We start from the raw sequence: 21,355 nt of genomic DNA, 5'->3' as shown, positions 1-21,355 counted from the left end.
TACACGTCAGGGATGCGGCGCGATCCACGACCGTCTGAGGCCGCAGAAGGTCGCGTCTCTACGGCGTGGTGCGGAGGCGCTGGGTTCGGTGATCTATGGCGGACGCAACCTTTTCTCGATCGCGTGAACGTGCGTTGGCGTCCCTGTCGGAATGGATTTCGGCGGCGCCATCCATCAGCACTGACTCTCTAAGTTCAATGATTGAGTCGACGGCAAATCTCTAGTTTTCAATCTGATAAAAATCATTCCGCGTTGTATCTCTCGCATACGAATTTCTATCAGCTTCAATTATCTTTCTATTGTCCCGACACATTTGTTCCGATCCCGATCCGTACCGTCCTTTATGCCGACACGAAGAGAGGCCAGCCAATGGTCAGACGATGCCTGTGGCTTGCAATGGCCGCGCTTACGATTCCACGACTGATCGGCATGGCCAGAGCCGAGAGCGAGATGCCTGCAGGCGGCGCGTTCATGAACAGCTACACCTCGGACCCCTATTTCGATCCGAGATCGCGATATTCGCAGCGTCATTCCACCGGCGACGTCGGAGGACAACCGCTGTTGGCAGAGCCGGGCGACGCCGATCCGCCCTGCAGGTTATTCGACAAACCCTGCGCGGATGCGTTCGAGCGCTCACGCAGACACGCCTATCCCTAGCCGAGAGACACGGCGGCGACCGATCGGCAGCGACTCTCTCAATGGATCTCACAGGGGATAAGCCGATCGACAATGCCGGTTTGCGAGACCGCCGTTTCACCCGGCAGATCTGCCGAGGCCGCACCGGGTTCAAGCCGTCTACGGCACGCGAGCGAGTTCGAATCACAGACCGTGCGGCCGCCAACGCCGTCTTGGATGCACGATCCTGAAACGCAAGATTGTGGAATACGGAAGCAGATTATATTCGCGCCCGTAATTTGGTGCTAATCGGCCGTGCGTTGCGTGATTGACTGCGCGTTGGTTGAGGCATGATTGAACAGGCGCCCCGTGTCGTTCGGGAGTTTCACATTGGCGCCGCCGGCGACCGATGGGCGCTGACGCGCGATGTGAAGACCGGCCAACCCTATGTTCTGCACCGAACCGGAGACGACGAACCGGAGGTGGAATTGGAACTGGGTTCGTTCCTCGTGCTGTTCAGCGGCGAGGAGCGGGAGAATCTGTTGCGGTTGATCGCGTCGCTGGTGCCCGACGACGAACCCGTCAGGGATGGCAGCGCTGGCGCCAGCGTGGCGCGTCCATTGCACTTCGTCTCCCGGTGGCTGCCGAACCGGCAGACCGGATGATCCAATTCGAGCCGTCGTGTCCGGTTGTTCCGCGCAATTTCGCCTTACGCGTCAACGGCTCATTGAAGATCGCTGTGTAACGTGCGTGGCTTTAGGGCTTTGTACATATGGAAAACCAGCGGATTTCCCGGCGCGTCGCCATCAACCTGCAGGGTCGGATCGCGGTGGCAGGCCACCCGGCGATCCCCTGCGTGGTGCATGACATGTCACGGTGGGGCGTTCGGCTCCGGCTCGTAGGCACGGAGCGGATACCGTCCGAATTCACGCTGACCATCGACGCCACCGACAAGGTGATCGGTTGCGAGACGGTGTGGAAGAATGCCGACGAGATCGGAGCCTTGACCGATCTCATGGAGTGATCTCAGCCGGCCAGAGGATTGTGGTCAGGCGTGTCGCCGCCCGCCTGTCTCTGCACGCGGCTGTCAGCCGGTCACCCTGCCATACGCCACGCGGTCGCGCGGGCGGCCTGGACCACGAGACGTCGAGGGATCGCCTCAACGGACTCGCAGAGCTGGACCCGTCGGGGCACCCTCTAACCCCGGGCCAAAGCAGCCTCGAATTCGCCGACCGGGAGGTGTTCGCCACCGGTCGTCCAGATCACGTGGGTCGCGCCGGCGCGCGCCTCCGCCGGAAGCTGTGCGGCGAACCGCTCCGCGGCGGCGAAGCCGGCCGCGGCGGACGGTTCCAGACGGATGTTCGCCTCCGTCCAGAGCACCTTGAGCCAATGGTACAACGCGTCGTCGGTCACCGTGACCACGGCGCTGACGAGCCTCTCGAGGGTCCTCGCGACCAGCATGGAGGCTGTGGCGACCGCCAGCCCGTCGGCTGCGGTCCGGTTGTCCAGGCCGACGTCATAGACGCTCACCGACCGTTCGAGGCCCGCGGCGAGTTGCACCAGCATGCAGGGCGAGGCGACGGGCTCGACGAAGACCGGATGCACGGCGTCACCGAACAGCAGCTTGAGCCCGAAGGCGACCCCCCCCGGTGCGCCGCCGACGCCGCAGGGCAGATAGACATACAGGGGGCGAGCGGGCTCCACCGCGATCCCCGCCGCCGCGAGTTGCCGATCCAGGTCGTGGGCGGCGGCGGCGTAACCGAGGAACAGGTCGACCGAATTCTCGTCGTCCACGAAATGCGCGTCGTCGCGTCCGGAAAAGGCAGCCCGCGCTGCCGCCACCGCCGCTCCGTAGTCGCCACGATGCTCGACGACGCGGGCGCCAAGAGCGCGCAGGCGTGCCTTCTTCCAGGCCTTGGCATCGTGCGACATGTGCACTTCGACCGAGAACCCGAGCGCACGCCCCATCAGGCCCACGCTGAAGCCGAGATTGCCTGTGCTGCCGACCGCGATGGTATGCCGGGCGAACAGGTCGCGGAACGCCGACCCGGCGAAGGCCGCGTAGGATCCGCCTTCCGCGAGCAGCCCGGCGCGGCCGGCGAGCACCTCGGCGTAGGCCAGAACCTCGTACACGCCGCCCCGCGCCTTGATGCAGCCCGTCACCGGCAACGCGTGGTCGCCCTTGACCAGCACGCGCCCCATGGCGGCGCCCGGCATCATCCTCTCGGACAGGTCCACCGCCATGGGGATCAACGGCGAATCGATCCGGCCCGCGCCCTCATCGGGGAACAGGTGAGCCAGCAAGGGCGCGAAACGCCGCCAGCGCGCCACCGCCTGCTCGACATCGGCATGACCGAACGCCAGGCTCGGCAAAACGGACGCGCTGCTGCCAAGGGCGGGATTGATCCAGATCGTAGGGCTGGCGCCCATGACAGCGGCCGGGATCCGTTCGAGCAGTGATTTTCCCTGCGGTTCGGCGATTGCAGTCATAGCGATTGCGGTCCCGGTCGATGGCTGCCTGCAGAACATGCGCGCAAGAACGGCGGCGCACCGATGGCACGTCCAGACACGCAGGATGCACCGACCTTAGCATGGCTCGTGCCCGCGGGACGCGATTTGAGCGTCGTCAGCGCTCCATTGTTCGTCCGCTCGGCCGCTAAAATCGGCAACGTCGGCGACGTCGGCCGCGGGGGCCATTGACGACGTCGCCGCACCATAATAGATGACGATCATAATTTTTATGATGCTCGGACGGCGACGGGAATCTGCAATGGACGCGCGATGGATGATCGGGCTCGCCGGTTTGGCCCTGGCGGCATGCTCCCCGGCCGAGACCGCCGTGACGCCCGAGCCGCCGCTGGTCCAGACCATCGCGGTCGCGCCCGCCGCGGGCAGCGTCGCGCGCTACACCGGCGTGATCCGCGCCCGCACCGAGAGCAATCTCGGCTTCCGGGTCGGCGGCAAGATCTTCGAGCGCCTCGTCGATCCCGGCGACCACGTGAGCCTCGGGCAGTCCCTGATGCGGCTCGACCGCACCGACTTCACCCTCGCGCTCAACGCGGCCCGCGCCTCGGTCGAGGCGGCCCGCGCGCAGATGATCAAGGCCAAGGCCGACGAGGAGCGCAGCCGCAAGCTCGTCGGCGACGGCTGGACCTCCAAGCAGACCTACGATCAGAACAAGGCCGCGGCGGACGCGGCCATCGCCCAGTTCGCCAACGCCGAGGCACAAGCGAGCCAGATCGGCAATCAGGCCGGCTATTCTGAGCTTCTGGCCGATGCCGACGGCGTCGTGATGGAAGTGCCCAGCGAGCCCGGGCAGGTCGTCGCCGCCGGCCAGACGGTGGTGAAGCTCGCCCGCGACGGCGCCCGCGAGGCGGAGGTGTTCCTGCCGGAAGGGAGCCGGCAGCGGGCGAAGGGCACGGCTTCGGCGACCCTCTACGCGGAGGGGGAGACCACCTATCCGGCCCGGCTCCGGGAGCTTTCGGCCACGGCCGACCCGGCGACCCGAACCTACCGCGCCCGCTACATCCTCTCCGGCGGCGGCGAGACCGCGCCGCTCGGGGCGACGGTCACCCTCCGGTTGTGCCCCGTCCAGCCGCAGGCGACGGCTTCGGTGTCGGTTCCGCTCGGCGCCCTGTTCGATCAGGGCGGCGGCTCGGCCGTCTGGCGCTACGATGCCCGGACTCAGACGGTCACGGCGCAGCCCGTCACCGTCACGCGCCTGTCCGAGGAGAGCGCGGACGTCGCCGCCGGCCTGAATCCGGGCGACCGGATCGTTTCCCTCGGCGCCCATCTCCTCAAGGCCGGGGAGAAGGTCCGGCTGGCCGGCTCGAGCGTGGCCGAGGCCGGCCGATGACCGCCTCCCGCTTCAACCTCTCGGCCCTGGCGGTGCGCGAGCGCGCCGTCACGCTGTTCCTCCTGCTCGCGGTCACCGCCGCAGGCATCTTCGCCTTCGAAAAGCTCGGCCGGGCAGAGGATCCGACCTTCACGGTCAAGACGATGGCGGTCTCCGCCGCGTGGCCCGGCGCGACCACCGACGAGATCCAGCGGCAGGTCGCCGACCCGCTCGAGAAACGCCTGCAGGAACTCGACTACTACGACCGGGTCGAGACGACGGTCCGTCCTGGCCTCATGCTGATGAAGGTGTTCTTCAAGGACTCGATGCCGCCGGCCAAGCTCCCTTCGGAATTCTACCAGGCGCGCAAGAAGCTCTCGGACCAAGCCTCCACCCTCCCGCGCGGCGTGCTCGGACCCCTGTTCAACGACGAGTTCTCGGACGTCTACTTCGCCCTCTACGCCCTCCAGGCGCAGGGTCTGCCGCACCGGCACCTCGTTCTGCGCGCCGAGGACCTTCGCCAGCGGCTGCTGCGCGTGCCCGGCGTCGAGAAGATCAACATCCTGGGCGAGCAGGCGCAGAAGATCTTCGTCGAGGTCTCCTACCAGCGTCTCGCGACGCTCGGCATCACCGGCCAGCAGCTCCTGGCCGCTTTGGCCAACCAGAACGACGTGACGCCGGCGGGCTTCGTCGAGGCCGACGGGCCGCGCGTTTACCTGCGGCTCGACGGAGCCATCGATGGCCTCGACGCGATCCGCAACCTGCCGGTGGCGGCCGGCGACCGCAGCCTCAAGCTCGGCGACATCGCCGCAGTGAAGCGCGGCTACGAGGATCCGAAGGCCTTCGCGATCCGCAACGACGGCGAGCCGGCCCTGGTGCTCGGCCTCGTGATGAAGCCGGGCTTCAACGGCCTCAGCCTCGGCGAGGCGCTCAACGCCGAGGAGGTGGCGATCCACCACGCGCTTCCGACCGGCGTGACCTTCACCAAGATCACCGACCAGGCGAAGGTCATCGACGACGCCATCCACGAATTCATGGTGAAGTTCTTCACCGCTCTGTCGGTGGTGATCTTCGTGAGCCTGGTGGCGCTGGGTTTCCGGGTCGGCATCGTGGTGGCGCTGGCCGTGCCGCTGACCCTCTCGGCGGTGTTCGTGGTGATGATGGTCACCGGCCGCGACTTCGACCGCATCACGCTCGGCGCCCTGATCATCTCCCTCGGTCTGCTCGTGGACGACGCGATCATCGCCATCGAGATGATGGTGGTGCGCATGGAGGAAGGGGCCGACCGGATCTCGGCGGCCACCTACGCTTGGAGTGCCACCGCCGCGCCGATGCTCACCGGCACCATCGTCACCATCGCGGGCTTCCTGCCCGTGGGCTTCGCCGCCTCCACGGCGGGCGAGTATGCCGGCAACATCTTCTGGGTCGTGGCGTTCTCTCTGGTCGTCTCGTGGATCGTGGCCGTGACCTTCACGCCCTATCTCGGCGTCAAGCTCCTGCCCGACATCAAGACGGTCGAGGGCGGCCACGCGGCGATCTACGCCACCAGGAACTACCAGCGCCTGCGCCGCGTGGTGCGGGCCTCTGTCGACCACAAGTGGATGGCGGCCGGCATCACCGTGGCTTTGTTCGCGGCGGCCRTGGTCGGCATGAGTAAGGTCGAGAAGCAGTTCTTCCCGAATTCGGAGCGCTCGGAACTCATCGTCGAGGTGACGCTGCCGACCGGTTCCGCCTTCGCGACCACCGAGGCCAGCGTGAGAAAGGTCGAGGCGGCCGTGCGGGCGCTCCCCGAGGCGCGCGCGATTACGAGCTACATCGGTCAGGGCATGCCGCGCTTCGTGCTGTCCTTCGACCCCGAGCTGCCGGACCCCGCCTTCGCGCAGATCGTCGTCCAGACCGCGGATTCCCATGCCCGCGACGTGTTGCGCGGCAAGGTGCGCCAGCTCGTCGACGCCGGCCTCTTCCCCGAGGCGCGGGTGCGCGTGCTGCAGATCGTGTTCGGGCCGCCGGTGCGCTTCCCCGTCGCCTTCCGGGTGGTCGGACCGGACCTCAACGTCATCCGCGGCATTGCCGCGGAGGTGCGCGACGTCATGATGGCCAACCCCAATATGCGCCTCGTCCATCTCGATTGGGGTGACAGAACGCCGACCCTGCACCTCGCCCTCGATCAGGAGCGCCTTCGCCTGATCGGCCTGACACCGAAGGAGGCCGGCCAGCAGCTGCAGAGCTACCTCAACGGCACCCCCGCGACCCAGGTGCGCGAGAACCTGCGCTCCGTGGACGTGCTCCTGCGTAGCCCTGGCCCGGAGCGCCGCTCGCTCGGCGACATCGGCGACTTGACGCTTGCCACCAGGGACGGGCGGCAGATCCCGCTCTCGCAGGTGGCCCACCTGGAGAGCCGCGCCGAGGATGCGGTGCTCAAGCGCTACAACCGCGAGACCTACATCCGCGTGCAGGGCGACGTGATCGACGGCAAGCAGCCGCCGGACATCCATGCCCAGATCGTCCCTGAACTCGCGGCGATCAGGGCGAAGCTGCCGCCCGGCTACCGCATCGACACGGCCGGGTCGGTGGAGGAGAGCGAGAAGGCCATGAAGGCGCTGGTGACGGTCTTCCCGCTGATGCTGATCGTGACGCTGACGGTCATCATGCTGCAGGTGCGCTCTTTCACCACCATGTTCATGGTGTTCGCGACCGCGCCGCTCGGCCTCGTCGGCGCCGTCCCGACGCTGCTCGTCTTCCACCAGCCCTTCGGCTTCAACGCGATCCTCGGCCTGATCGCGCTGTCGGGCATCCTGATGCGCAACACGCTGATCCTGGTGGACCAGATCCACCACGACCGCGCGGCGGGGCTGTCGGACTACGAGGCCATCGTCGAGTCGACGGTGCGCCGAGCCCGCCCGGTGATCCTCACGGCGGCCGCCGCGATGCTCGCCTTCATCCCGCTGACCCACTCCGTGTTCTGGGGGGCTCTGGCCTACGTGCTGATCGGCGGCGTCGGGGTCGGGACGCTCCTGACGCTGCTGTTCCTGCCGGCCCTCTATGCCCTCTGGTTCCGGGTCGCACGCGAGCCGCGTGGAACGGACGTTCCGGCCGGTCCGGGCGCGGTGCCGCACCACGCGCAAGCGTGACGCCCCGGCCCCGAGGCCTTGGAGGATCGGGCGCTCACCCGGTGCGTGCCCGGTACGGCGACCGGCCTGCGCTTCGCCCCCTCGCGCAGGCCGGTCGACTGCCCTCAGGGATCGCGCTCGCGCGCGCGATGTGAACGACCTTCTTTAGATGACGGCGCGCATCTATATTGGTGTCGGGCGCACGGAGGGATCGGGCCATGCCGAGAGTTTCGCAGGAGCAGGCCAGGATCAACCGGCAACGCGTGGTCGAGGTCGCCGCGGCCCTGTTCCGCGAGAGGGGACTCCACGGTGTCGGGGTCGTGGACATCATGGCGGCCGCCGGACTGACCCATGGCGGCTTCTATGGCCAGTTCGCCAACAAGGATGCGCTGGCGGCCGAGGCGTTCGACGCGGCGCTCGCGGAGGAACACCGGGGCACCACGGATACCGTGGTCGCGAACTACCTGTCCCTGGGCCATGTCCAGACGCCCGGGAAGGGCTGTCCCCTGGCGGCTCTGGCGAACGATGTCTCCCGCGAATTGTCGGGCAGCCTCGTCCGGGCGCGGTTCACGCAGGGCGTGGAGCGACTGGCGTCCCTGTTGGCTGGCCTGACACCCGGGGCCTTGAAGGAGCGCCGTCGGCAGCGAGCCCTGGCGACGATGGCGACGCTCGTCGGGGCGGTCGTCCTGGCGCGCGCCGTTGATAACGAGGCCCTGGCGGAGGAACTCCTTCAGGCGGCGCAGGATTCCGTCGCGCCCTGACGGCCCTTCGCCCGATCGGCCTTCCGGGCCGGGCGACTGCAAGCAGCGGCGGGGGTCCTGCCGGAAGCCATCGGCCGGACAGCTCCTCTTCCTTCTGCAGGCTGTCCTTCGCGGCTCAGGGCGCAGGCCGCGTCGTTCGCTGTCCGCTCGCCGGGAGCCTTCCGCGGATGGGCATGGCACACCCGGTGGCGCCATGATCGCGGCGGCGCTCAGCGTCGCGGGGATGTTCGCTGCCCTTTCGGCGGGGATCATCACCATGCCCGCGTGAACGCGACGGCCTTTGCGGCGAGAAGACTGTTCTCGGCCGAGGCTGCCCCCGAACGAGCTGGTGCGCAGGGATGCCCGAACCGGACCCGGCGCTCGCCTCCTGACGCGCGGCGTCGGTACACGCCTCGGGGCCACACGGCGATGAGGACCGAGTTCCGGCCGCCGCCCCCTGCTATCGGTGGGCGGGATTATGCTCTGCGCCTGCGGGGAAGGGAGGTCCCCAGATGCAGTGGCAGCATATGCTCCGTCGAGGGGACTTGGACGGGCGGATGCGCATTCCGGTGCCCTGGCGCACCGGACAACCCGCCCCAATGCAATTCGCGCCTTGCCATCATATATTATGTTCGTAATTTATAAGCGAGGGTCGCCCGCAGGCGGCCCTCGGAAGGAGAGCATCGTGAACCAGACCTCGAGCAAGACCGCCATCGTGACCGGGGCGGCCTCCGGCATCGGCCTCGAAACCGCCAAGGCCCTGCGGGCTGCCGGATACCGTGTGTTCGGCACGAGCCGGAAGCCGGCCGTCGCCGCGAGCGGCGATATCAGGATGCTCACCTGCGACGTCACCGACGACGTGTCGGTCGCCCATATGATCGAGACGGTCTTCGATGAGACGGGCCGGATCGACCTCTTGGTCAACAATGCCGGCTTCGGCATCAGCGGGGCTGCGGAGGAATCCTCGATCGCGCAGGCCCACGCCATGTTCGACGTCAACCTGTTCGGCATCATCCGCACGACCCGAGCCGTTTTACCTATCATGCGGGCTCAGAAGGCCGGTCGCATCGTCAACATCAGCTCGGTCATGGGGCTGATCCCGGCGCCCTATATGGCGCTGTACGGCGCGAGCAAGCATGCAGTCGAAGGCTTCTCCGAGTCCCTGGACCATGAAATTCGCGGCCAGGGCGTGCGAGTGGTGCTCGTCGAGCCCGCCTTCACGCGCACGGCGTTCGACCGGAACCTCGTCCGGTCCGATGCGCCGCTTGACGTCTACGACGTTGAACGCGCGGCGCGGGATCGCTTCCTGAGCGAGGCCATGGAGAGCGCGGATGCGCCCGACGTCGTTGCGAAGGTCGTCGTCAAGGCTGCCACGGCGTCAACGCCCAAGCGCCGTTACGCTGCCGGATCCAAGGCGCGTCAGGTCAGCTTCCTTCGCAGGTTCGTTCCGGCGGGCGCTTTCGACAGGAGTTTCCGCAAGGAGATGGATCTTCCTCAGCTGCCTTGATGCGCCGAGCGCCCATTGGAGTTGACCCCGTTTGTGGTTCACGACCGATGCAAGGTCGCGGACTGTGTGACGGTCCGCCGGATCTTGGCCCGGCCGAAGGGTAAGCCTCCGGGCGTCATTTGGCGGCCTGCTCGGCGGCCGCCGCGGCAAATTCCTGAGGCGTCAACCACCCCAGGGCTGTGTGAGGACGGCTCTCGTTGTACGGGCGCCGCCACGCCTCGATCCTGCTCCAAGCATCGGCCGACGACAAGATCCAGTTCGCGTTCAGGCACACGTCACGCAGTCGGCCATTGAACGACGCGACCAGCGGGTTGTTGGTCGGCTTGCTTGCAGAGGTGGAAGACCCTCTTGTGATTGACACGCCATGCCGCCCAGCGCAGCAGACTACAGATCCGGAAGCAGATCAGCTGCGCGCCGGATCGAACAGGGGTCGAGTGACGTTCCTCACAGCCTACACAGGCCAAACAGGAGGAACGCTCATGCGTATTCGCTATCTGCTGCCGCTCGTCGGCTTGCTCGCGCTCACGGCCTGCAAGGACGAGAAGAAGGCCGAAAACCCCACGCCTCCTCCGCCTCCTGCAAGCACTGCACCGGCAAACCCCGCGCCTCCGGCAACGACGACAAATCCGGCTCCGGCCAACAAGCCGTAGCCGACGCGCCTTGATGGTGGCGGGTCCTGGCACGCATTCCCAGACCACAGGACCCGCCAATCGCAACAGGGAAACATGTCGCCGCTCTGATCACGAAACTCACACCCAAACCGGGGGTCCGTGAAACCGGCAGCAGGCCAGACATAGGAGAGAAGACGTCGAACCCGATCTCCTCGGCCCCCATGCCAGCGCGGGAACGCATCCTGCGTACGGCACAGGACCTGTTCCATCGACAGGGTATCCGCGCCACCGGCATCGACCGCTCATTGCGAAGGCAAGGGTGACGAAGGTGACGTTCTACCGGCACCTCCCCTCCAAGGACGACCTCATCCGGGCCTATTTGGAGCGGCGGCATGCGGCCTGGATGGGATGGTTCCAGGAGGCCCTATCGTCGTCTCGCACCGCACAGTCCGAGGCAGAGCGCCGGGAGGCTCCCCTGGGGCTTGTGCTCGACGCGGCGCGAGCCTGATTCGGCCTCGCCAAGTTCCGGGGCTGCGCTTTCGTCAACACGGCCGTGAACGCGCAACTCGGCCAAGCATCCGCTAATGGGGCGCTAGTTGGTCTCCGCATCCTTCCCGATGCTCTTGGCTCGCGCCCGCCTCTTCCATGAGGATCATCACGCTGCCCCAATCCGGAGCGGCAGAAATCTGCGGATGGCTGCCTCCCGGAAGCTCCAACGGCGGTCCGGACGGCTGGGTTGGGTCGAAACTCGCCGATCCCCTAAACGTGGATCGAGAGAGCGGTCCGGCGACGGCCAGTTCTCGAAAGAGGGAGGGGTTGTCCGAGGAGATAGGGTCGCGATACGCGCCGCTCACGCGGATTCAAGTACCAAGGCGATACCCTGGCCACCGCCGATGCAAAGGGTGACGAGCCCGCGCCGGACGCCGTCGCGGCGCATGGCATGGAGAAGGCGGGTCGCGAGGACCGCGCCCGTCGCCCCGATGGGATGACCGTGCGCGATGGCTCCGCCATCGACGTTGACCATGTCCTCCGGCAGGCCGAGTTCCTTCGCGACCGTGAGGGGCACGAGCGCGAAAGCCTCGTTGATCTCGACTCGCTCCAGGTCGCCGAGGGACCAGCCGGCGCGCTCCAGAGCCTGCCGGACGGCTGGCACGGGGCCGATCCCAAACAGGCCCGGTTCGCAGGCACCGACGCCGTAGGCCACGAGCCGACCGTAGGCGTCGAGGCCATGGGCCTCCGCGAAGCCGCGTTCGGCTACGATCATTGCCGCGGCACCCGAGTTGAGGCCCGGCGCGTTGCCGGCCGTGATCGTCCCGTCCTTGCGAAAGGCAGGCCTCAGCTTGGCCAGGGTCTCGGCCGTTGTCTCGGGACGGGGAGCCTCGTCGCGCAGGAAGGTCTCCGTGCCCTTCCGGCCCTTGATCTCGACGGCGGCGATTTCGGCGTCGAACGCGCTGGCGGCCTGGGCCGCCGCGAACCGGGCCTGGGACCGGGCCGCCTAGGCATCCTGCGCCTCGCGACCGATCTGTGACTTCGCAGCGAGATCCTCGGTGTGCCACCCGGAATGCTCGCCCGAGAAGGCGTCGTTGAGCCCGTCGTGTAACATGCTGTCGAGGATCTGGGCATGGCCCATTCTGTGGCCCCAGCGCCCGCCCTCCATCAGGTACGGGGCAGGGTCCATGTTCTCCATGCCGCCGGCCAAGGCGACGTCATGGTGTCCGAGGCGGATTTCGTCGGCCGCCGTGGCGATGGCCTGGGCGCCCGAGCCGCAGACGCGGTTGACCGTGAGCGCGGGAACCGAGACCGGCACGCCGCCGTTGAAGGCCGCCTGCCGGGCGGGGTTCATCCGATTGCCGGCCTGGACCACGTTGCCCATCGTGACGCTGCCGAGCGCGCTCGCGTCGAGGTTTGCGCGGCGCAGGGTCTCGCGGATTGCGGTCGCGCCGAGGTCGGTCGCCGCGATGCCCTTGAGGCTGCCGCCGTACGCTCCAATGGCCGTGCGGACGGGATGGCACAGAACGATCTCGCGGTGGGTCATGGACTTGATCTCCGGACTGGCTTTGGGGACGAGCGCAGCGCGTTGATGCGCGCGGTGGCCTGCACCGAGTGGGGCCTGCCGGACCGCCACCTCGATGGGGGGATTCGGGGCGTATTTCCCGACAGCAGCTGGAGCTTGCCGCGCCTCTGATCCTCGCCGAGCTTCAGGATGGAGTGCCCTGCACGGTTCTCGGGCTGCAGCCTCTCCCACAATCCCCCGCGGCCGGCCGCGCGTTCGAGTTGCTCCTGCCGATGCACCCACTGCTCGACGCTTCGGATGCGATGGGGATGGATCTCGTCCAGCAGGCCATAGTCGCGCTGGATGACGTTATGCTTCCACTGATTCCAGAAGCCGGTGAAGTTGTCCCGGAAGCTCATCGTGCTCTTGTCGGCCGGGTCCGCGTTGTAGCCGGCCGGCATGTCGGCGACGTGGCTGAAGGCGCGCGCGAAGTAGGTATCGGCATCGACGTCGACGTAGCGGGCGGGATGTCCGGTCACGCGCGTGAACGCGGCGGCGAGGGCATCGTACCTCACGTGCTCGCTGGCGACTTAGAGATCCATGCCGTTCGCGCGCGCCGGATGGTCGAAGAGCCAGCCGACGTAATAGGCGCAATCTTCAAGGGCCACGTGCACGACGGCGCCGTGACCGAGCGGCACCCGCTACGTCACCACGCCGTCCTCGATCCGGGGCGTCATCGGCGTTCGCGAGGAGAACGCCATCTCCAAGTAAGGACCCGTCGTGAACCGGGCCGCTCCCATCCTGCCGCCGTTGTCCACGTTCTGGGACAGGATCCACTCGCCGATGCGGCCCTTGCCGTCGTAGTGCCCGGTCCGGAACCGGGAGTCGTATCCCGATTTCTTCAACGTGTAATCGAGGTTTCCATAGACGAAGAACTTCACACGCTCTTCCAAGGCGATCTCGTAAGCGCGGATCGCCCAGTATGTTTCCGTCTTCTCACCGGCGTTGAAGCCGTCGATGTTTATGAATGCGCCGTCGCATGCGCGGAATCCTGTCCGCAGCGTGCTTTCGTCGGCGAATGTCCCTTCCAGGATCTCGACGTTGCCGAGGCCCAGCAACGACCGCGCTCGGGCCGATCCGCAGTCCCGCGTGAGCGCCAGAACAGAGTATGCCCCATCGCCGACGAGCCCCTTCACGACAGGCAACCCTTGAGCGCTGGTCGCGCCGACAACAAAAATCCGCGAGGTTTTCTGTGATGACACGGCACACGCTCCGATTCAATTTATATAGTGTTAACTCTGATAATCGGAGTAAAGCAAGAACGATATTTTTGACGGCAACGGAGTGGTGCCGCCGCGCATCGCTCGGGACCTCCTAGGCTCGGAACGGCGGATTGCAGTAAACGGGATGCAACGGCGGTCGAGATTTTGGAATTGGACCGGCGAACGGGGGACGTGCGAACGATGCGATTGAGGCGCTTCGAGGGGATGGTCTGTTCGGCAGCCGACGTCATGAGCGCCCTCGGCGACCGTTGGGGCACGCTTATCATGCGTGACCTGATCCTCGGGCTCACCCGCTACGAGGACCTGCTCCAGTCGACGGGAGCGACGAACACCACGTTGTCAGGTCGTCTGAAGGAGCTTGAGGAAAACGGGCTCGTGGAGCGGCGGCTCTATCAGGTCCGGCCGGACCGCTACGAGTACCTGCCCACGGCGCGGGGGCGGGACATCGAGTTGCTCTTGGCCGCGATGGTGCAGATCGGCGACAAATGGAATCTGGCGGGTCGCGAAGGCCCCCCGCTGCGCTTCGTCGATACGCGAACCGGCCACCGCGTCGCGCTGGCGCTCGTCGATGCGAAAACCCGGGAGCCCGTCAGCAGGCGGAACGTGGCGGTCGAAGCGGGGAGCGGCGCAGATGACGTAATGCACTGGCGGCTGGAGCGCGGCGCGGCTGCGAAAGTGCCCGCGCCGGACTGAAGAACGCGCTCCCGCGAAGAAGGGCCACGATCGAGACCCAAAAGCCGCATGCGCGGTCGTCGATGATCGATGGCGCGGGACCCTTCCACCTGCTCCATGAGCAGTGCGGCTGGGGTCCGGACCCCGGCCGCTGGCCTTCTCGAGGCGGACCGTACGTCATCTCGGCTCGGTTCGCTCGGCTTCGTTCAACGCCTGAGACAGGCGCGAGAGCGCGTGTGAGAAACCGGTCATCTCGTCCTGATTGAGGACGCCGAAAATCTGTTCGACAAATTCGCGGCGCATCGGCTCGGAGGCCCGCATCGCTCTGAGACCGGCCGCGGTGATTGAAACTCGCTTCACCCTGCGGTCGCTCGGATCGGGCCGGCGCGTCACCAACCCGTCGCGCTCGAGCAGGTCGAGCGCTTGTGTCACGGTGCGGGGTGCGAGGCCGTAATAGCCCGCGATGTCCGTTGCGCAGACGTCCTGTTCGGCCCGCTGCAAGAAGCACAGCAATTTATTCTGCGCCAGCGAGGCCCCCTGTTTGGTCATGCGCGCGTCAAGCAGACGGTGAAGCCGCTGACCGACCTCGCCGAACTCGCTGGCAACCCTGTCGATCGCACTCATTGCGGTGTGACCTCAAAATATGGATTTGCGCCAGTTTGACGGTTCGGCCTATAGAAAGCGCGCAACCTCAATAAGTCGGACGGCGCCTTTTCTCAAGCGTCCCTGGGTGTTTCCGCCGTCCGCCTCCTGCACGGGAAGCAACGCCCAGATGAGGTGCCTCAGCGATGGCGGCAAGTCCGTGCTTCAACAAGTCCATCCTTCAACGCGCCCGGAGAACCAGATGAAACGGATCACAACCAGTTCCTCTCGACCATCGACGGGCTGAATGTCACCGATGTCTAACGTCCGACGCCGGGTGTCGGTGAAGTTCTGATGAAAATCGGTGCGAACTCGATCAACTTTCACGATTGTATGGTCGCGATTGGTTATCTTCCGGTACCCGTCGAGCGCGTGCTGATGTCCGATGGGGCCGGTGAGGTGGTCGAGGTTGGGGCAGACGTCACCGAGTTCGCAGTCGGCGACCGTGTAATCGGCACGCTCCATGCCGCTTGGCTGGAAGGGCCGCCGACCGCCGCACGGATGCAGACGATGCGCGGCAATCAGGTCGACGGGTTCGCCAGCGAATATGTCGCAATGCCCGTGCATGCCTTCACAAAGATGCCGGCGAGTATGACCGATGAGGAAGCCGCGACGCTGCCCTGCGCCGGTCTGACCGCTTGGCGAGCCCTAATGGTCGAGGGTGATGTGAAGCCCGGCGACACCGTGCTGATCGAAGGCACCGGCGGCGTCTCGATCTTCGCGCTCCAATTCGCCAAGATGGCAGGGGCGACGGTCATCGCTATCACCTCCAGCGCCGAAAAGATGGCCAAGTTGCGTGATCTCGGCGCGGACCATGTCGTCAACTACAAAGAGACGCCCGAATGGGGGCCGCGGGTGCTCGAATTGTCGGGCGGCGACGGCGTCGATCACGTCGTCGAGGTCGTCGGCGGCGAGCTGACGCAGGTGATGAAGTCGTCCAAGGTCGGCGCCAGCATCTACATGATCGGGATGCTCAGCCAGAAGCCGATCGAGGTTCCGCCGATGGGCATCATGCTCGGCAATCGCCGGATCATCGGCCTGTCGGTCGGCAGCCGCGAGCAGCAGAAGGGGATGGTCCGCGCGATCGACGCCAACGGGCTGAAGCCGGTGATCGACCGCGTGTTTCCGTTCGACGAGATGGCGACGGCGTTCGGTTACCAGGAGGCGGGGTCGCAGGTCGGGAAGATCTGCCTTTCCTGGTAGTTAAGGCCGACCCTGGTCGCATCCGTTAACGCGATGCAGCTTTTTGAGTACCGTCACGATCACGGGTTTGGGCCGGGACGGGTGGGGTTGCCAGGGTGGGCAAGCTGTAGATCGGCTTTCGAGCATGCCCCCGCCCGCGTCTCTGCTTAAGCCATTGTGCAATGGACCAAATCGCCTTGAGTGGCGGGGCCACGATCAGTGCCGACCGTGACCTCAACAAAAAGCTTAGATCTGCTTTTTTATCAGCGAACTAGGTGCTGGGTTCCAAACCATTGAGGGTCGCCTGGTCGACCCTCCACACCCTGGTCCGTCAGGCCGCGAGCACCTCGTTGCCCCGCAGCGGCACCTCCCCGGACCGGCCGAGCCGGAAAGCCATTTCCCTCACTATCTCGTCTGGCCCCCGCCAGATGACGGATGCTCCGGCCAGAACCTTGGGCTGGCCGTCCTCGACGATCCAGATGCAATCCGCCTCCTCGTTGGCCGAGCACAACCGTTGGTCGGCGTGCAGGGTCTCGAGTCGGTGCGCGACCTCGAAGCTTGCGATCAGTGCGCTTGGATCAGAGCAATACTGATGCAGGAAAGCTCGGATCCCATTCGAATTCGTTGCCATCAAGCCGCTGCCGACAATTGTAGCTTGATCCCGTTTCGTTCGCCTAGGTATTTCCAGTGACGAGCTTCGAGCCCATCACTGGATTTTTCGCAGGAATGACGATCCGGTGCTGTGATTTGCTACGTCTCGTTTTATCTACGATTCTTCATTCGTGGCAAAACAGTCATAATCTCCGAAACTTTGGCGAGAACATCATACGTCCGCTTGTGGGCAATCTTCGCGCCCTTGCGAGCATACTGCGGGTCTCACCACGCCTTGGTACTGTTTCCGAAAATTATGCCTTTCGGTAGTGACCTACCACGAAGCAAAACTGATCATCTTTTTCCGGACGACACGAATGCCGCCCCGATCTTTCAAGAGCAGCCCGTCGTGGACCCGCAGGTGTCGCACTTCAGGCAGGTGCCATTCCGGACCAGCGTGAAGTTCGCGCATTCCGGGCAGGCCTCGCCGACATAGCCCTTCATCTTCGCCTCGGCGCGGCGGTCGGCGACGCTCCGCTCCGCCTTGGCGAAGGGGAGGGAGTCGGCGATCGTCTCGGCCTGGCCGGCAATCGCCGGCTCCGCCTTCAACGCCGTGCTGCCGCGGATCGCGTGGACCGTGCCGCCGGCCGGCGCCGTCTGACCGGCATTCGCCGCTCCGACGCCGAGGCTCCCCCCGGCCGGCCCGCCCTGAATCAGGGTCAGCCGGTCAGCTGAGCCGCGCAGCAGGCCGCGGGAGACCACCGAGGAGGCTGGCGCGGGCTTGGGACCCTCGCGGGTCGTGTCGCCGCTCTCGCCGCCGCCGATCACCGTGCCGCCGATCTCGGCGGGGCTGACATGGGCGAGGTCGGCGCGGCCGAGATACGAGACCGCCAGCTCCCGGAACACGTAGTCGAGGAGCGAGGTCGCGTTCTTGATCGCGTCGTTGCCCTGCACGAAGCCCGCCGGCTCGAACCGCGTGAAGGTGAAGGCCTCCACATATTCCTCCAGCGGCACGCCGTACTGGAGGCCCAGCGAGATCGCGATGGCGAAGTTGTTCATCAGGCTCCGGAAGGTCGCGCCCTCCTTGTGCATGTCGATGAAGATCTCGCCGAGGCGGCCGTCGTCGTACTCGCCGGTGCGCAGGTAGACCTTGTGGCCTCCCACCACCGCCTTCTGGGTGTAGCCCTTCCGGCGCGTCGGGAGCTTCTCGCGGGACCGGATCCGCTCGACGCGCTCGATCACCCGCTCGACGATCTTCTCCGCCACCGCCGCGGCCTTGGCGGCCGCCGGAGCCTGGAGCAGCGCCTCGATGCCCTCGTCCGCCTCGTCGTCCTCCTCCGAGATGAGGGCGGCGTTCAGCGGCTGCGACAGCTTCGAGCCGTCGCGGTAAAGGGCGTTCGCCTTGAGGGCGAGGCGCCAGGACAGCAGGTAGGCCGCCTTGCAATCCTCCACCGTGGCGTCGTTGGGCATGTTGATGGTCTTGGAGATCGCTCCCGAGATGAAGGGCTGCGCCGCGGCCATCATGCGGATGTGGCTCTCGACCGAGAGGTAGCGCTTGCCGATGCGGCCGCAGGGGTTGGCGCAATCGAAGACCGCGTAGTGCTCGAGCTTGAGGAAGGGCGCGCCCTCCAGCGTCATCGCCCCGCAGATATGCGTGTTGGCGGCCTCAATCTCCTTCTTCGAGAAACCGAGGAAGGGCAGCAGCTCGAAGGTCGGATCCGCCAGCTTCTCGGCCGGGACCTTGAGCGTCTGGATCAGGAAGTCGTCGCCGAGAGTCCAGCGGTTGAAGACGAACTTGATGTCGAAGGCCGACTTGAGACCCTTCTCCACCGCGGCGATCTTGTCGTCGGTGAAGCCCTTCGCCCGGAGGGTCGTCGGGTTGACGCCCGGCGCCTGTCCCATGGAGCCGTGGCCGACCGCGTAGGCCTCGATCTCGGCGATCTCGGACTCGCGGTAGCCCAGCGCCCGCAGGGCGTCCGGCGCGGCCTGGTTGATGATCTTGAAGTAGCCGCCGCCGGCGAGCTTCTTGAACTTCACCAGGGCGAAGTCGGGCTCAATGCCGGTGGTGTCGCAATCCATCACGAGGCCGATCGTGCCGGTCGGCGCGATCACCGTGGCCTGCGCGTTCCGGTAGCCGTGCTCCTCGCCGAGTTTCAGCGCCCGGTCCCAGGCGGCCCGGGCATGGTCGCCGAGGTCCGCCTGCGGGATGTTGGCATGGTCGAGGGCGACCGGCGCGACGTTCAGGAACTCGTAGCCCTCCGCCTCGCCGTGGGCCGCCCGGCGATGGTTGCGGATCACCCGCAGCATCGCGTCGGCATTCTCGTCGTAGGCCGGGAAGGTCCCGAGTTCGGCGGCCATCTCGGCGGACGTGGCGTAAGCGACTCCGGTCATGATGGCGGTGAGCGCGCCGGCGAGCGCGCGGCCCGCGTCGGAATCGTAAGGCAGGCCCATGGTCATCAGCAGGCCGCCGATATTGGCGTAGCCGAGACCGAGGGTGCGGTAGCGGTAGGAGAGCTCCGCGATCTCCTTGGACGGGAACTGCGCCATCATCACGGAGATCTCGAGCACCACCGTCCAGAGGCGGTTGAGGTGCTCGAACGCCTCCACGTCGAAGCGCTTGGTCTCACGGTCGTACATCGTCAGCAGGTTCGCCGAGGCGAGATTGCAGGCGGTGTCGTCGAGGAACATGTACTCGGAGCACGGATTCGAGGCCCGGATCCGCCCGCCGGCCGGGCAGGTGTGCCAATCGTTCATCGTGGTGTTGAAGTGCAGGCCCGGATCCGCCGAGGCCCAGGCCGCCTCGCCGATCCGCTCCCAGAGGTCGCGGGCCTTCAGGGTCTTGGTCACCTTGCCGGTGGTGCGCGCCTGGAGAGTCCAGTCGGCGTCCGCCTCGACGGCGCGCAGGAAGTCGTCGGTCAGCGAGACCGAGTTGTTTGAGTTCTGGCCTGCGACCGTGAGGTAGGCCTCCGAATCCCAGTCGGTGTCGTAGACGGGGAAGTCGATCTTGGTGAAGCCCTGCCGGGCGAACTGCACGACGCGCTTGATGTAGGCATCCGGAACGGAGGCGCGGCGGGCGGCCTTGATCTCGCGCTTGAGGGCCGGGTTCCGCTCCGGATCGAAGCAGGCATCGCCCTCCGCCTCGCACTGGGTGCAGGCCTTCATCACGAGGTTGAGGTGCTTGGAGACCACCTTCGAGCCGGTCACCAGGGCGGCGACCTTCTGCTCCTCCTTCACCTTCCAGTCGATGAAGGACTCGATGTCCGGATGGTCGATGTCGACGATCACCATCTTGGCGGCTCGCCGCGTGGTGCCGCCCGACTTGATCGCGCCGGCCGCCCGGTCACCGATCTTGAGGAAGCTCATCAGGCCCGACGACTTGCCGCCGCCACCGAGCTTCTCGTTCTCGCCGCGCAGCATCGAGAAGTTGGAGCCGGTGCCGGAGCCATACTTGAACAGGCGCGCCTCACGCACCCACAGGTCCATGATGCCGCCCTCGTTCACGAGGTCGTCCTGGACCGACTGGATGAAGCAGGCGTGGGGCTGCGGGTGCTCGTAGGCCGAGGCCGACTTGGTCAGCGCTCCGGTCTTCGGATCGCAATAATAATGGCCCTGGCTCGGGCCATCGATACCGTAGGCCCAGTGCAGGCCGGTGTTGAACCATTGCGGCGAATTCGGCGCCACCATCTGGCGGGCCAGCATGGAGCGCAACTCGTCCATGAAGGCCGAGGCATCTTCCTCCGACGAGAAGTAGCCGCCCTTCCAGCCCCAGTAGGTCCAGCAGCCGGCGAGCCGGTCGAACACCTGCGTGGCAGAGGATTCGGAGATGAATCGCTCGTCCTCGGGCAGCTCGGCCAGGGCTGCGTCGTCCGGAACCGAGCGCCAGAGGAAGGAGGGGACCGCGTTCTCTTCGACCTTGCGGAGGCGGGCCGGCACACCGGCCTTGCGGAAGTACTTCTGCGCGAGCACGTCGCTCGCCACCTGGCTCCAGCTCTCCGGAACGTCGATGCCGTCGAGGCGGAACACCACCGACCCGTCCGGGTTGCGGATCTCGCTCAGGGTCTTGCGGAAGGGGATGCCGGCGTAGGGCGATTGTCCGGCCGTTGTGTAGCGACGATCGAACCGCATGAAACACACCTCTCCCGACGGGACGCGACGGCCCCGGCCCCGCGCGACGCGGGGTCTTTGCCCGATGATGGGATTCGGACCCGACCGCACCCACGGACAGGTGCGCCTCGGCATCGCGAATGAAATCTAGGAACGGTCGGCTCTGCCCAACGCACCACTTCAACGGGCGCCACCGATGGAGGGAGAATACCGCCGCCTTCGCTCTCACGTCAACAAGTGGTGTTCGATGGGCTTGTTCCCCGCTAGATGTTGTGCCGGCTCGCAAAAGCCTGTGGATATCATCCCCGCCCGGGATAAGTGTCCTTCCTGCTTTCCAGAATCGGATCGGGAAAATTTTGCATTCACACCCGAAGTTGTAAGCGCCGGCGATCTCATCGCGTCGGCGGCCGGACGCGGCTGCGGAGCGTTGCCGCGTAGCGACAGTTCGGTCTTGCGGCTGGACTCGCACG

16 protein-coding genes and 2 pseudogenes are annotated in these 21,355 nt (G+C 66.2%); 10 read left to right on the top strand and 8 right to left on the bottom strand.

The genetic code is table 11. The features are described 5' to 3' along the window. Window positions 1-965: 965 nt before the first annotated feature. Together ACXJKQ_RS05075 and ACXJKQ_RS05070 are read left to right on the top strand one after the other, a co-directional pair. The gene (locus tag ACXJKQ_RS05075) at window positions 966-1,280 is read left to right on the top strand and encodes a hypothetical protein (RefSeq protein ID WP_457104673.1); all 315 of its coding nucleotides are present in this window, start codon (window positions 966-968) and stop codon (window positions 1,278-1,280) included. A 107-nt stretch (window positions 1,281-1,387) separates the two neighbouring features. Then, window positions 1,388-1,639, top strand: a complete 252-nt coding sequence (locus ACXJKQ_RS05070) for a PilZ domain-containing protein (RefSeq protein WP_457104672.1) — start codon at window positions 1,388-1,390, stop codon at window positions 1,637-1,639. Window positions 1,640-1,812: 173 nt separating this feature from the next. Here the strand turns inward: ACXJKQ_RS05070 and ACXJKQ_RS05065 are convergent, their stop codons facing one another. Next, complete coding sequence (locus ACXJKQ_RS05065; RefSeq protein WP_457104671.1) at window positions 1,813-3,144, bottom strand: D-serine ammonia-lyase; 1,332 nt, start codon at window positions 3,142-3,144, stop codon at window positions 1,813-1,815. Window positions 3,145-3,385: 241 nt separating this feature from the next. On the opposite strand from ACXJKQ_RS05065, the gene ACXJKQ_RS05060 reads away from it, so the two are divergent. The 4 genes from ACXJKQ_RS05060 (at window position 3,386) to ACXJKQ_RS05045 (ending at window position 9,807) form a co-directional block, all read left to right on the top strand. Next, a complete protein-coding gene (locus ACXJKQ_RS05060; RefSeq protein WP_457104670.1) occupies window positions 3,386-4,471 on the top strand; it encodes an efflux RND transporter periplasmic adaptor subunit in 1,086 nt (361 codons plus the stop codon). Beyond that, window positions 4,468-7,581 carry an efflux RND transporter permease subunit gene (locus ACXJKQ_RS05055; protein ID WP_457104669.1) on the top strand — a complete coding sequence of 1,038 codons (3,114 nt, stop codon included), beginning with the start codon at window positions 4,468-4,470 and terminating at the stop codon, window positions 7,579-7,581. Before ACXJKQ_RS05060 ends, ACXJKQ_RS05055 begins: the two co-directional genes overlap by 4 nt. 197 nt (window positions 7,582-7,778) lie before the next feature. After that, window positions 7,779-8,321: a TetR family transcriptional regulator gene (locus ACXJKQ_RS05050; RefSeq protein WP_457104668.1), complete on the top strand. Its 543-nt coding sequence runs from the start codon at window positions 7,779-7,781 to the stop codon at window positions 8,319-8,321. A 664-nt stretch (window positions 8,322-8,985) separates the two neighbouring features. Continuing rightward, window positions 8,986-9,807, top strand: a complete 822-nt coding sequence (locus ACXJKQ_RS05045) for an oxidoreductase (protein ID WP_457104705.1) — start codon at window positions 8,986-8,988, stop codon at window positions 9,805-9,807. A gap of 115 nt (window positions 9,808-9,922) precedes the next feature. On the opposite strand, the pseudogene ACXJKQ_RS05040 reads toward ACXJKQ_RS05045, so the two are convergent. After that, a pseudogene (locus ACXJKQ_RS05040) lies at window positions 9,923-10,132 on the bottom strand (integrase core domain-containing protein); the annotation flags it as partial. A gap of 154 nt (window positions 10,133-10,286) precedes the next feature. Here ACXJKQ_RS05040 and ACXJKQ_RS05035 point away from each other — a divergent pair. Both ACXJKQ_RS05035 and ACXJKQ_RS05030 read left to right on the top strand, forming a co-directional pair. Next, the gene (locus ACXJKQ_RS05035) at window positions 10,287-10,457 is read left to right on the top strand and encodes a hypothetical protein (RefSeq protein WP_457104667.1); all 171 of its coding nucleotides are present in this window, start codon (window positions 10,287-10,289) and stop codon (window positions 10,455-10,457) included. Window positions 10,458-10,737: 280 nt separating this feature from the next. Then, window positions 10,738-10,926, top strand: coding sequence for a hypothetical protein (locus ACXJKQ_RS05030; RefSeq protein WP_457104666.1), 189 nt, complete (start codon window positions 10,738-10,740; stop codon window positions 10,924-10,926). 342 nt (window positions 10,927-11,268) lie between these two features. Here the strand turns inward: ACXJKQ_RS05030 and ACXJKQ_RS05025 are convergent. The 3 genes and pseudogenes from ACXJKQ_RS05025 to ACXJKQ_RS05015 all read right to left on the bottom strand — a co-directional run bounded on the left by ACXJKQ_RS05025 (window position 11,269) and on the right by ACXJKQ_RS05015 (window position 13,673). Continuing rightward, window positions 11,269-12,453: pseudogene (locus ACXJKQ_RS05025) on the bottom strand (thiolase family protein). Then, window positions 12,450-12,986: a hypothetical protein gene (locus ACXJKQ_RS05020; protein WP_457104665.1), complete on the bottom strand. Its 537-nt coding sequence runs from the start codon at window positions 12,984-12,986 to the stop codon at window positions 12,450-12,452. Before ACXJKQ_RS05020 ends, ACXJKQ_RS05025 begins: the two are co-directional and overlap by 4 nt. 126 nt (window positions 12,987-13,112) lie before the next feature. Then, complete coding sequence (locus ACXJKQ_RS05015; RefSeq protein ID WP_457104664.1) at window positions 13,113-13,673, bottom strand: NmrA family NAD(P)-binding protein; 561 nt, start codon at window positions 13,671-13,673, stop codon at window positions 13,113-13,115. 249 nt (window positions 13,674-13,922) lie between these two features. Here ACXJKQ_RS05015 and ACXJKQ_RS05010 point away from each other — a divergent pair, with 249 nt between their 5' ends. Continuing rightward, window positions 13,923-14,387: a winged helix-turn-helix transcriptional regulator gene (locus ACXJKQ_RS05010; RefSeq protein WP_457104663.1), complete on the top strand. Its 465-nt coding sequence runs from the start codon at window positions 13,923-13,925 to the stop codon at window positions 14,385-14,387. A gap of 156 nt (window positions 14,388-14,543) precedes the next feature. Here ACXJKQ_RS05010 and ACXJKQ_RS05005 read toward each other — a convergent pair whose 3' ends face one another. Further along, entirely contained in the window at window positions 14,544-14,990 is a 447-nt protein-coding gene (locus ACXJKQ_RS05005; RefSeq protein WP_457104662.1) for a MarR family winged helix-turn-helix transcriptional regulator, read from the bottom strand. Window positions 14,991-15,302: 312 nt separating this feature from the next. On the opposite strand from ACXJKQ_RS05005, the gene ACXJKQ_RS05000 reads away from it, so the two are divergent. Next, window positions 15,303-16,211 carry a zinc-dependent alcohol dehydrogenase family protein gene (locus ACXJKQ_RS05000; RefSeq protein WP_457104661.1) on the top strand — a complete coding sequence of 303 codons (909 nt, stop codon included), beginning with the start codon at window positions 15,303-15,305 and terminating at the stop codon, window positions 16,209-16,211. 310 nt (window positions 16,212-16,521) lie between these two features. Here the strand turns inward: ACXJKQ_RS05000 and ACXJKQ_RS04995 are convergent, their stop codons facing one another. Continuing rightward, a complete protein-coding gene (locus tag ACXJKQ_RS04995; protein ID WP_457104660.1) occupies window positions 16,522-16,821 on the bottom strand; it encodes a hypothetical protein in 300 nt (99 codons plus the stop codon). Window positions 16,822-17,174: 353 nt separating this feature from the next. Then, window positions 17,175-20,906 (bottom strand): vitamin B12-dependent ribonucleotide reductase, encoded by a 3,732-nt coding sequence (locus ACXJKQ_RS04990; protein ID WP_457104659.1) that lies wholly within the window; start codon window positions 20,904-20,906, stop codon window positions 17,175-17,177. Window positions 20,907-21,355: the final 449 nt, after the last annotated feature.

It is taken from the genome of Methylobacterium sp. P5_C11 (assembly GCF_054049775.1).
The sequence above is the reverse complement of the archived record's forward strand: the minus strand, read 5'-3'. Positions and strand labels throughout refer to the sequence as shown.